11 protein-coding genes and 1 tRNA gene are annotated in these 11,907 nt (G+C 57.3%); 6 read left to right on the forward strand and 6 right to left on the reverse strand.

The window, feature by feature from the left end:
* Positions 1-8 precede the first annotated feature (8 nt).
* From ACLGL1_RS09480 to ACLGL1_RS09500, 5 genes are all read right to left on the reverse strand, one after another.
* Positions 9-81 (reverse strand) — tRNA-Ala (locus tag ACLGL1_RS09480).
* Between the two features lie 114 nt (positions 82-195).
* Complete coding sequence (locus tag ACLGL1_RS09485) at positions 196-543, reverse strand: branched-chain amino acid transporter permease (protein WP_411008432.1); 348 nt, start codon at positions 541-543, stop codon at positions 196-198.
* Complete coding sequence (locus ACLGL1_RS09490; protein ID WP_411008433.1) at positions 533-1,270, reverse strand: AzlC family ABC transporter permease; 738 nt, start codon at positions 1,268-1,270, stop codon at positions 533-535. Before ACLGL1_RS09490 ends, ACLGL1_RS09485 begins: the two co-directional genes overlap by 11 nt.
* Positions 1,271-1,414: 144 nt before the next feature.
* Complete coding sequence (locus ACLGL1_RS09495) at positions 1,415-3,949, reverse strand: heavy metal translocating P-type ATPase (RefSeq protein WP_411008434.1); 2,535 nt, start codon at positions 3,947-3,949, stop codon at positions 1,415-1,417.
* A 24-nt stretch (positions 3,950-3,973) separates the two neighbouring features.
* Positions 3,974-4,309: an ArsR/SmtB family transcription factor gene (locus ACLGL1_RS09500; RefSeq protein WP_411008435.1), complete on the reverse strand. Its 336-nt coding sequence runs from the start codon at positions 4,307-4,309 to the stop codon at positions 3,974-3,976.
* Between the two features lie 217 nt (positions 4,310-4,526).
* Between ACLGL1_RS09500 and ACLGL1_RS09505 the strand changes: the two genes are divergently transcribed.
* The 5 genes from ACLGL1_RS09505 to ACLGL1_RS09525 all read left to right on the forward strand — a co-directional run bounded on the left by ACLGL1_RS09505 (position 4,527) and on the right by ACLGL1_RS09525 (position 10,262).
* Positions 4,527-5,918, forward strand: a complete 1,392-nt coding sequence (locus tag ACLGL1_RS09505; protein WP_411008436.1) for an FAD-binding oxidoreductase — start codon at positions 4,527-4,529, stop codon at positions 5,916-5,918.
* A gap of 9 nt (positions 5,919-5,927) precedes the next feature.
* Complete coding sequence (locus ACLGL1_RS09510; RefSeq protein WP_411008437.1) at positions 5,928-7,166, forward strand: (Fe-S)-binding protein; 1,239 nt, start codon at positions 5,928-5,930, stop codon at positions 7,164-7,166.
* Positions 7,167-7,329: 163 nt separating this feature from the next.
* Positions 7,330-8,949, forward strand: a complete 1,620-nt coding sequence (locus ACLGL1_RS09515) for a 4Fe-4S dicluster domain-containing protein (RefSeq protein ID WP_411008438.1) — start codon at positions 7,330-7,332, stop codon at positions 8,947-8,949.
* A gap of 87 nt (positions 8,950-9,036) precedes the next feature.
* Entirely contained in the window at positions 9,037-9,864 is an 828-nt protein-coding gene (locus tag ACLGL1_RS09520) for a pyridoxamine kinase (protein WP_411008439.1), read from the forward strand.
* A gap of 71 nt (positions 9,865-9,935) precedes the next feature.
* Positions 9,936-10,262, forward strand: coding sequence for a hypothetical protein (locus tag ACLGL1_RS09525; protein WP_411008440.1), 327 nt, complete (start codon positions 9,936-9,938; stop codon positions 10,260-10,262).
* A gap of 98 nt (positions 10,263-10,360) precedes the next feature.
* Here the strand turns inward: ACLGL1_RS09525 and ACLGL1_RS09530 are convergent, their stop codons facing one another.
* Positions 10,361-11,020, reverse strand: coding sequence for a cupin domain-containing protein (locus tag ACLGL1_RS09530; protein ID WP_411008441.1), 660 nt, complete (start codon positions 11,018-11,020; stop codon positions 10,361-10,363).
* Positions 11,021-11,120: 100 nt separating this feature from the next.
* On the opposite strand from ACLGL1_RS09530, the gene ACLGL1_RS09535 reads away from it, so the two are divergent.
* Positions 11,121-11,885, forward strand: coding sequence for an HAD family hydrolase (locus tag ACLGL1_RS09535; protein ID WP_411008442.1), 765 nt, complete (start codon positions 11,121-11,123; stop codon positions 11,883-11,885).
* Positions 11,886-11,907 lie beyond the last annotated feature (22 nt).

Consider the following 11,907-nt stretch of genomic DNA (forward strand, 5'->3'; position numbering starts at 1 on the left):
GCGACTCATGGAGATAAAGAGATTCGAACTCTTGACCCCCTGCTTGCAAGGCAGGTGCTCTCCCAGCTGAGCTATACCCCCAGGAACCAAGACGGCGTCTTGGCACAAAAATTATATTACCAAAGGCAAAAGAGACTGTCAAGCATTTTTTACTGTTTTTTTGCATTTCCTTGAAACCCTTGGCTAAAGGCGGCCTTAGGTCAGGATGAATTGGCGGAAGCACATATAGGCCAGGGTGCCGCCGGCAATGGACAGGAGCATGTTGCCCCAGCGGTAGTGGAGGACCCCGGTCAAGACCCCACAGAGGACTTCCGGCAGGCCGTAGAAGGCGGCGGTTTCCTCAGGTACCTTTCTAAAGCAGTAGACAACCAGGAGGGCCATCATGGCGTAGGGGAGAACGCTTCCCAGGTAGACGATCCGGTCGGGCAATTGCCGCCGGCTAAAGGCCAGGAAGGGCAGCCAGCGGGTAAACTGGGTGACCACTGCGGCGACCAGGATAATCACCAGGCCCTGCCAGAGGGGCATGATACTATCAGGACTCACTGACTTGACCTCCTTTTTCAATCCAATCTCTACAGGTAAGCAGGCCCACTAAGATGAGCACCATGGCCGGGACCATGAACTGGTCCGGGCCGAAGACGAGGCGGGCAAGCAGGCCGGCTCCCAGACCGATGAGGGCGGCCCGACGGCCGGCGGTGAGCTTGAAGGGGCCCAGGGGCCGGCCTTCCCGCCACTGGTTCATAAAGAGGACGACAAAGAGGGCGGTCATGACGTAGGCAATGCCGGGCAGGTCAAAGCGGATTAAGCTGCCGGCGAAGGCGCCGACGGCGGTACCGAAGACCCAGAAACTTTGGAGGAAAAAGCTGACGAAAAACATGTACCAGTCTACGGCAGCATTTTTCGGCGGCAGCAGGGTCACCAGGAGGGAATAGACTTCATCGCTCAGGGTGTAGATCATGTAGGCCGCCTTGGGCCCGGCTTGCCGGTAGGGCTCAATAAGGGAGAGTCCATAAAAGAGGTGGCGGCCATTGACCATAAGGGTCATAAAGGCGGTGCTCAAGGGGTTAAAGGTCGACAGGAGCATGGAGACCACCAAAAATTCCATGCTGCCGGCGTCAATCAGGAGGGCCATCAGGACCGGCATCCAGGGGGCAAAGCCTAGGCCGGTCATCATCATCCCGTAGGCGCTCCCTAAAAAGAGAAAACCCCAAAAAATGGGCAGGGTCCGGGCAAAGGCAACCCTGGCGGCTATTTTCTTATCCTCTATCATCTCTATCCCCTCTTTCCTCCAAATAGGTCCTTATAGTATATCACGAAAGCAGGCCAGGCGGGTAGCCGGCCGGTCAATTAAATGCAAAAAAGCCCCGGGGCCGGGTCTGGACGAGATCCAAACCGCAACACCGAGGCGCCTTATTTAGGATTGAACCGGACGGATGACCGCCTGGTTTTCTTGGCCACCGGCCAGCTGCATGGCCCGCATGGCATTGAGGATGGCCAGGATGGTGACCCCAACGTCGGCAAAAACGGCGGCCCACATAGTGGCAAAACCCAGGGCCCCGAGGGCCATGACCAGGGCCTTGACGCCCAGGGCAAAGATGACATTTTGCCAGACAATCCGCCGGGTCCGCCGGGCGATAGCGATGCTTTCCGCCACCTTATGGGGCTCATCGGTCATGAGAACCACATCCGCAGCTTCAATGGCGGCGTCAGAGCCCAGGGCCCCCATGGCGATGCCGACGTCAGCCAGGGCTAAGACCGGGGCATCGTTGAGGCCATCGCCTACAAAGGCCACCCGCCGCTTATCGGCCTGGAGCTTTTCCAGGGCGGTTACCTTATCCTGGGGCAGGAGTTCGGTTTCTACCCGGTCCAGGCCCAGGCGGGCTGCAATGGCTTGGCCAACGGCCTTACGGTCGCCGGTAAGCATGACGGTTTCCCGGATGCCCTGGTCCTTGAGCCCTTGGATGGCCGCTTGGGCATCGGCCTTGGGCTTATCGGCCACCAAAAAGTAACCCAGGTAACGACCCTGGTGGGCTACATAGACCACTGAGCCAATATTTTCTACTACGGGCACCTGAATGCCGGCTTCATTTAAGAGCCGGGCATTCCCGGCCAGGGCGGTCTGGCCATCAATCTGGCCCCGTAGGCCCCGGCCGCTGACCTCTTCCAGCTGGGTCACTGCCGGCCGGTTGCCGGTAAAGGCCCCGCTAATGGCCTGGGCAATGGGGTGGGTGGAGTGGTCTTCCAGAGCAGTAGCAATCCGGAATAAGTCATCTTCCGCTAGGCCGGCTGCCGGCTGGACTTCGCTCAGGGCAAAGCGCCCCTCGGTCAGGGTCCCGGTTTTATCAAAGACCACGGTATCCACATCTGCCAGGGCTTCCAGATAGTTGGCCCCCTTGACCAGGACCGAGGCCCGGGAGGCGCCGCCGATGCCCGCAAAGAAGGTCAGGGGCACGGAGATCACCAGGGCGCAGGGGCAGGAACAGACCAGGAAAATCAGGGACCGGTAGAGCCAGGTTTGGAAAACCACCGGCCCGTAGATGAGGGTCGGGATCAGGCAGAGGGCCACCGCTGCGGCCACCACGGCCGGGGTGTACCACTTGGCAAAGCGGGTGATAAAGCGTTCCATCCGTGCCTTGCGTTCTGAGGCGTTTTCAACCAGGTCTAAGATTTTAGCCACAGTGGAGTCGACATAGGCGGTGGTCGTTTCCATTTCCAGAACCCCAGTTAGGTTGATGCTGCCGGAAAGGACTTGGTCATCGACGGTCACCTCCCGGGGCAGGCTTTCACCGGTGAGGGCTGAGGTGTCCACCTGGCTGGATCCCTTAATGACCCGGCCATCCAGGGGGACCCGTTCGCCGGCACGGATGAGGATTTTTCCGCCGACGGGGACCTCTTCCGGGGCGATTGCCCGGACTTGGTCCCCTTCGATGAGGTTGGCAAAGGCGGGCCTAATATCCATTAGGCCGGTGATGGACCGGCGGGACCGGTCTACCGCCAGGTCTTGGACAAATTCCCCGGTTTGGTAGAAGAGCATAACGGCGACCGCTTCTTCCCAGGCTCCGATGCCAAAGGCCCCGACCGCTGCAATGGCCATGAGAACTTCTTCATTGAAGAATTGAGCCCGGGCAAAGCCCTTAACTGCATTCAGGACAACCGGGCCCCCGACAATGATAAAGGCAACCAGGAAGGCCGCCAGGGCCGGCTTGGTATCTTCACCCAGGATAAAGCCGGCGGCGAAAAAGGCCGCTGCGGTGAGCAAGATGGCTACGGTTTTCTTGCGGCTGGCCAGCCCGTCCCAGAAGCTGGCATGGGCCAGGTCTTTCTGGGCTGTCTCGCCTTGGACCAGGGTCCCCGGCTCAATCCGGTCAGCAATGGCCTGGACCTTATCCAAAAGTGCGGCAGCCGATCCGGTATGTTCGAGCCGGAGCCGCTGCTGGATCAGGTTCAGCTGGGCCGACTGGACCTCAGGCAGGTCAGCGACGGCGGTTTCGATTTTGGCCGCACAGTTGGCGCAGGTCAAGTTAGGCAGGCTAAAAACGGTCTCGGCGGCTTGGGCCGGCCAGTCCACCTGGGTGCCCGGTTCAATCCGCTCAGCCAGGGCGGCCACATCTTCGACCAGGGCCGCTTCATCCAGCCGGTGGCGAATCCGTAGGCGTTTATTCATAAAGTTCAGGCTGGCAGACTGGACGCCCGCCAGGTCGCCGACGGCGGCTTCGATTTTAGCGGCACAGTTGGCGCAGTTGAGGTTGGGCAGGATCAGGACAAGGTCTCGCGACCCTTCGTCGTCCTCATCGGCAGGCGGGGCCTTGCTATCTTCGGGCTGCCGATTGTCAGTTGTACAGGGGCAGGCAGCGCTCACTACTTGGCCTTGCCCGGCCCCCTCATAGTGGGTATGGCTGCAGACTGCCCCATGGGCGGCGCAGCCGCCAGTGTGCTTGTGGGTAAGCATAATGATCCTCCTTTGTCAGGTCAATCACTTTTCTAAAACGTGGTCCAGCCCTTGCTGGAAAATTTGGACCACGTGGTCGTCATCCAATTCGTAAAGCATGTTGCGGCCGTCCCGGGTGCTCTTCACCAGCCGGGCCCCCTTGAGGACGCGCAGCTGGTGGCTAATGGCCGACTGGCTCATGCCTAGGGCTTCGGCAATGTGGACCACGCAGCACTGGCCCTGGGAGAGGGTCCAGAGAATCCGTACCCGGGTCGGGTCGCTGAGGGCCTTGAAGAGCTCGGTGAGGGCGGTCAGGTCTTCTTCCGCCGGTAGCTGGGCCCAATTATGGCCACCTGTTTGCCCATGTGTATGGCTTGCCATCACGGCACCTCCTTCAGGAAGGGTCTTAGTTGTTTTCGTTGAATATATGAACATTCGTTCATATATTCATATTATAGCTGGCCCCGTTTTCTCTGTCAATAGGCTAGGCCTATTTTTTCAAAAAAACAAATTCCTTGGCCCCTGACCATGACGCCGGCAGGTCCCTGCAGTATAATAGAAGAAAGTTTCTTTTTACGATGCTATAGAGGAGGCCCTTATGGATCAGTTCACCCAACACTTAAAAGCTTTAACGGATATACTCGGACCGGACCGAGTCTTATCTGCAGCTGTAGATACCTTCGGCTATTCTTACGACGGTTCACCGGAGCCCTTGAGCCTGGCCTTTCAACCGGATGCGGTCTGCAAGTGCCGGACCACAGAGGAGGTCTCTCAGGTCATGGCCTACTGCCACCGTTACAATATCCCGGTCACCTGTCGGGGAATTGGCAGTGGCCGCAGCGGCGGAGCTATCCCGGTAACCGGGGGGATTGTCCTCGCCTTAGATGAAATGAACCGGATCATCGAAATTGACCACGCCAACTTGATGGCCCGGGTCCAGGCCGGGGTCCGGACCAAGGACCTAGCCGATGCCTGCCTGGCGGAAGGCCTTTTCTACCCGCCGGACCCCTCCAGCTATGCCTACTCGACCATCGGCGGCAATATCGCCGAGAATGCCGGCGGCATTTGTGCCGTCAAGTATGGGGTAACCGCCGACTATGTCATGGCCCTGGAGGTGGTCCTAGCGGATGGTCGGATCATCGAGGTTGGTGGTAAGATGGTCAAAAATGTCACCGGCTACAACCTGGTCGGCCTCTTTATCGGGTCCGAGGGGACCCTGGGCATCATCACCGAGGCCACCCTCAAGCTCCTGGCGGCCCCGGCCTACAAGGGCACCGCCCAGGCCTGCTTCAGCGGTATCGAGGCCGCCTGCGAAACGGTTGCTACGGCCCTGGAAAAGGGCCTGGTGCCGGCGGCGGCCGAGCTCATGGACCAGGTGTCCATCCAGGCCGCCGAACGGTTTTTAGACTTTGACGCCCCGGCCGCTACCGCCGCTATGATCCTCTTTGACGTGGATGCCGACCGGCCGGAAGGGGTTCTCTCCCAGCTGGAGGGCCTCCAGGCCCTGGCCGAGGCCCATGGGGCCACCCGCTTTTTAACCACCACCGACCCGGAGGAATCGGCAGTCCTCTGGCAGGTCCGGCGGAAACTCTCTTCCGCTGTGGCCGCCCTGGCCCCAGACAAGGTCGGTGAGGATATCTCCGTCCCCCGGTCGGCCCTGACCCGGGTCGTCCAGGACCTCAAAGCCATTGCCGACCGCCACGACCTCCGCCTGGCCATCTACGGCCACGCCGGCGACGGCAACCTCCACCCGGCCTTTTTACTGGACCTGGCCGACCCTGACCAGAAAAATCGGCTGGACCTGGCCCTGGATGAAACCTTCCGGGCAGCTGTGGCCTGTGGCGGGACCCTTTCCGGCGAGCACGGGATTGGCATTTCCAAAAAGCCTTGGATTAAGACGGCCTTATCGGAAGAAGTCATCCAGACCTCCCTGGCTGTCAAGCAGGCCCTGGACCCCAAGGGGATTTTAAACCCCGGCAAAATATTTTAGGAGGTAGCCATGTCAGATACAGAAAAAACAAGCAGCCAAAAAGATGACCTGGTCAGCCTGCTCAACCAATGCGACCGGTGCGGGGCCTGCACCCGGATTTGCCCCTTATATGAAGTCAATCCCTTGGACCGGGCCACCGCCCGGGGCAAGCTGGCCCTGGCCAAGGCCTACCTGACCGGGGTCATTCCGGAAGGGGGCAAGGCCCTCCAGGCCGCCATGGAGTACTGCCTCCTCTGCGGGGCCTGCAGCGAAGTCTGCCCCTCCCATATTATGACCGCCGACGCCATGGTGGATATGCGCCAGCGCCTGGGCCAAAAGTACGGTTACTCCCTCTTCCACCGGGCCTTGAGCCGGGGCATGGCCTCCCGGGGCTTGCGGGCCCTGGGCCGGGTGGGGATTGCCGCCGCCCAAAAAATGGCCTTCCCCAAGTTAACCGGCGGCCTGCTCCCGGCCGACCCCCTGGCCCCGGCCACCGGCCATCCCGGTCCGGCCCTGCTCCAGGCCCGGGAAAAGGCGACCGGCGGACGGGCCTTGCCAGCGAGCTGCCAAAAGATCGCCTACTTTACCGGCTGTGCCATGGGCCTCTTCTTCCCTAAGGCCGCCGAGGCCAGTGTCCGCACCCTGGCCGCCGCCGGCTTCCAGGTGGACCGGCCCCAGGTGGACTGCTGCGGCCTGCCCCAGCTGGCCCATGGCCTGGCCGATACCGCCAAGGCCCTGGCCAAGGAAAATATCCAGACCCTGGAAGCCTATGACCTCATCGTCAGCGATTGTGGCTCCTGCGCCTCCAGCCTCCAGGGCTATCCGGCCCTCCTGGCCGACGAGGCCGACTGGGCCCTGCGAGCCACCGCCCTCAGCCAAAAAATCTGGAGCTTTTCCGAAGTCCTGGTCGCTGCCGACTACCACCCGGTCCACAGGGACCTCCAGGTCACCTACCACGACAGCTGCCACCTGAACCGGGGCCTGGGCGTCCACGAGGCCCCCCGCCAGCTCTTGGCCGAGGCCACCGATTATATCGAAATGGACCGGGCCGACCGCTGCTGCGGCGGGTCCGGCAGCTTCGGAATCGAACACCCGGATATTTCCAAAAAAATCCTGGTCCTCAAAGAAAAGGACGCCCGGGCCACCGGCGCCGACGTCCTTGTAGCCGAATGTCCTTCCTGCCTCATGCAGCTGGGTAAAATAGCCGACAAGGGCCTCCAGGTCATGCACCTGTCCCAGGTCATCTGTCCCCTGGCCAAGAGAATATAGCCACTAGTCTGATAACTTATATTGTTATTTCACATAAACTTTTCTCATGCAACTGTTCATTTTAGGCCCCCCATATGGTACACTTGACATAATGAACCACCATCACTTTGGAGAGTGAGAAAGCCTTTGCCCTTGCGACAAAGAAAGGACTGAAACAACCGTCATGAAACAAGTATATTCCGACGTGATTGCCATGCGCCGAGATGCTTTTCGTGAAATAGCCCGCTTAGCCTATGAAGACGGCGATTTACACGAGTTGCGCCGTGCCATTTTCAATATGTTACCCGGTGAAATCCCTGTATACGGCACGGATATTTTCCGTGAACGGGCCATTGCCGGTGAGCGCCTCCGCCTGGCCCTGGGCCTATCTGTCCGGGATGCCGGTAATTTAAAACCTTTAGATGAAGATATTGACCTAGCCGATGTCAGCCACCGGGTCTATGAGGCCCCCCTGGTCAATGTCATCCCCTTTGCCTGCCAGGCCTGCCCGACCAAGACCGTTAAAGTAACGGAAAATTGCCGGCATTGCATCGGCCACCCCTGTAAAAATGTCTGTCCCAAAAAAGCTATTGATTGGACCTCTACCGATGGGGCTGTCATCAATGATACCCTCTGCATCCGGTGTGGCCGTTGTGTGGAATATTGCCCTTATAATGCTATTATTAAATACGACCGCCCTTGTGCCATGAATTGTGGCGTTAAAGCCATCGGCAGTGATGAATTCGGACGGGCTAAGATTGATTACCATAAGTGTGTCTCCTGTGGCCGCTGCATCACCGAATGCCCCTTTGGCGCCATTAGCGACAAGTCTCAAATTTATCAGCTGATCCGGTCCATCAAGGCCGGTGACCACCATGTGGCCATCGTTGCCCCCTCCTTCATTGGTCAGTTTGGACCAAAAGTGGGGCCGGAGCAAGTTTTTGAAGCCATTTACCAGCTGGGCTTTACAGAAGTGGTAGAGGTCGGCCTGGGTGCTGACCTGACCACCCTGCAGGAAGCGGAAGAATTTGTTCATTTGGTACCGGAAAAACGCCCCTTCATGGGGACCTCCTGCTGCAACTCCTGGTCCCTGATGATCCAAAAGATGTTCCCGGATATGGCTCCCTATGTCTCCGATACAGCCACCCCGATGATTGAAACAGCTTATTATATCAAGCATGGAAACCCCAAAGCCAAGGTCACTTTTATCGGCCCCTGTATTTCTAAAAAATTAGAGGCTCTGCGCCACTACGTCAAGGACTATGTAGATTTCGTCATCACTTATGAGGAGCTGGGCGGCATGCTCAGTGCTAAAGACCTCAGCACAGAAAAAATGGCAGAACTTCAGCCCAGAGAAAAAATCCAACAGGCCTCCAAAACCGCCCGCGGCTATGCCAGCGGTGGTGGGGTAGCCCATGCCGTTGCCGAACTGATCAAGGAAAAATGGCCGGAAGTGGAAGTCAACTATGAAGGGGCCGAAGGCCTGGCCAACTGCGTCAAGCTCATGAAATTAGCCAAGGCCGGCAAGAAAGACGGTATGCTCCTCGAGGGGATGGCCTGCGAAGGCGGCTGCTTAGGTGGCCCCGGCACCTTATCTTCAATTACCGTCACCCGTCGGGCCCTACAAAATTTTCAAAACGAGAGTCTTTTTGGTTCCCCTACGGAAAATAACTTAATCCAACATTTTGACCCAGAATGCATTACAAAAGAAAAAGAAAGTATGCAGGCTATTGAGGAAAAGCGGGTAGATATCGCCGCCATGGTCGACAAAATTGCCTACGAAAAACGCAAGCAACAGGAATAGACCCAGCCATCCCCGCCTTAGCGGGGATTTTTTTACGGAAACCGCACCTCCCCCTAAATAACCCTACCCCAAAATAAAGGAGGACCTATGAACCGTGTCATTGCCTTTCATGACTTATGCGGCCTAGGGCATTCGTCCCTGGCCTGCGCCTTACCGATTATTTCGGCCTGCGGCCACCAGGTCATTGCTGCGCCGACCTCTGTCTTATCCAGCCAGACCGACGGCTATGAAAACTACGCCCGAACAGGCCTGACCCACTTCCTTCACGATACCCTCCGCCACTGGGTCCGGGAAGACCTCAAAGTCGATGCCCTCTACAGCGGTTACCTGGCCGACCCCCTCCAGGTGGCCCATGTCCAGTTTGCCGTCGACCGGCTCCTCAAGCCGGACGGCCTGGTCCTGGTGGACCCGGTCCTGGGCGATGACGGCAAACTCTACCCGGATTTTGGCGAAGAAATGATTGACGCCATGGTCCAGCTCATCCGACATGCAGATATCGTCAGCCCTAATGTCACTGAGCTTTGCGCCCTCACCGGCCGGCCCTTAGACCATCCCTTGACCGAAGCTGACCTCAAAGCCGCCGTCCTGGCCCTGGCCGACCTGGGCCCCAAGCAAATTGTGGTGACTTCCTTTGCGACAGATGACCGGCAGATCACCAGTTGTGCCTACGACGTCCTCAGACAAGCCTTCTTCTTCCACCGACAGGACCGGCTGCCCGCCCACTATTGCGGCACCGGCGACCTCTTCGCCTCTGTTCTCCTCGGGAGCCTTTTGAAGGGGATATCCTTTAATGACGCCATAGTCCGGGCCGATCAGTTTGTCGGAGCAGCCATCGCCTTAGGCATAGACCAGCAAGTCCCCCGCCGCGAAGGCGTTCCTTTTGAGCCCTTAATCGGGCAATTACTAGAAAGATAGGAACGAGGTTTAAATAAAAAAAGTCTGCGGTATATACTATATATATTTGCGGAAAGGGGGGCGGACTCTGTATGGGCGCGCATGTACATGGTGTTTATGATAATATTTCTGAAACCTATAAGGCCGTACTCCAGTTAATTGGAACCGGCTGGAATAAAAATCAACTCATCCTCATTACCTCAGCCCTAGCGGTCAGCGATGACGAGATTGACGAAATAAACCGCCAGCAAGCCATTCGCCAGAAAAGCTTGCTGGAAACAGTCTTTCCCTTGCGCACTTATAGCCAAGACTATTTCAGCGGTTTAAGCGATGACCATAAGGCCATGCTCCTTCCCTATCAAGCGGACTTAGAGGCCGGTCGGGTTGTTTTAGTTGTATCATCCTCCAGCGTTTTATAAGACCCTTTACCTCGGTAGGGGTCTCTCTTTTTGGATAATTTAGGCCAAATAAAAAAGCCCTGTTAACAGAGCTTTTTTAGGTCATGAAGGACCGGCCCTTAAAAAGACACGATGAGGAGCATCTTAAAACCGGCTTCTGTTCGAAGGGCATGGGGGATTTGGGCTGGCATGAAGAGCGCCTCCCCCTCATGCACCTGGTGGCTTTCTTCGCCAACATTAATCTCCGCTGTCCCCTCTAAAATAATGGCCAAGGCATCCCCCTGGCTCTTATGCCGACCGATCCGGGTCTGGGCAGCGCAGGCAAAAACCGTCAGGCTTAATTCAGCCCGCTGGCAGATGGTCAGGCTGGCCACCTCATCTTCAGCATAGGCCATGGCCTCAGCCAGGTGAACAGCGTGCCCCTTGATGAGGTGCCGGGTCTGGCTATGCTCTTCGCCCGCTGGAAGGGTGATTCTCAATAGGTGAAAGGGACGATCACCGGCTATAGAATGAGGCATATCCCCGGGGACGATAAAGGCATCACCCGGGTCCAAGATATCCTGGGCCTCTTGCAATTGGATTAGAGGGGCGCCATCCAGACCAAGATAAATGGCCTCCCCTTCATAATGGGCATCGCGAATGCCTTCGCCGCCATCAAAGGCAAATAGACCAATGGCCGGCAGGTCATTCAAGGACAGGTGGCGGGATGCGACCTGTCCGGGCCTTCCGGTGACCAAGTCGGTCAAGACAAAAGGCGCTCTTTCCTTCAACTTAAACACGGGCACCATCCTTCCCAGAGGAATATCATTGACTTAAGAATACAGTTGTTAAATAGCCTATTCATACTTTTTTTAAACATTAGGAAGACGAGGAACGGATATGCGAAAAAAATACTTTTTCTTTGACTTAGATGGGACCCTGGCGCCGAATATCCATAAGATAGTGCCGGCAGATACCCGCCAAGCCTTACAAGAGTTACAAGCTGCCGGCCATGAAGTTGTTTTAGCCACCGGCCGCCTGCAAATTGATGCCTGGGCCACTGCCCAAGAACTCGGCATCCGGCATATGGTTTCTGATGGTGGCAAGGGTCTGACCATTGACGGCCAAGTCCGCCGCCTGGAGAGCCTGCCGGTAAATCCCTGTAAAAATCTTCTGCATGCCTTAGAAAAAGTCGGCATCCCCTGGGCCGCCGTCAGTGAAAACAAAATGGAGCGTTGGACTACAGACAATGACTTCAGCCAATATGGTGACCATTATTTTATGAATCAATTTGTTTCGGCGGAAGCAATTGACACCGCAAAGTTTTTTTATAAAATTTTCATCCACCACGACCCCAACACCGCCCCCTTTCCCGTCAATACCGGCGATTTACCAGTTGTCCCCTATGCTAAACGCTTTCTGCTCATTGAGCCCATGGAAAAAGGCCGGGGCATTGAAGACCTGATGAGCTACTTAGGCGGCCCCCTGGAAGACGTCGTCGTCTTCGGCGACGGCCTGAACGACATCCATATGTTCGACCCCCGCTGGACCTCCATTGCCATGGGCAATGCCCGGGAAGAGCTGAAAGTCCATGCCGACTACATCACAGGCAACGCCGACCAGGGCGGCATCAGCCAGGCCCTCCGCCATTACGGCTGGCTCTAAAAGGCAAGGCCTTACATAAAGG

This window comes from Peptococcus simiae (genome assembly GCF_046569735.1).
In the GTDB taxonomy this organism is placed as follows: Bacteria; Bacillota; Peptococcia; order Peptococcales; family Peptococcaceae; genus Peptococcus; species Peptococcus simiae_A.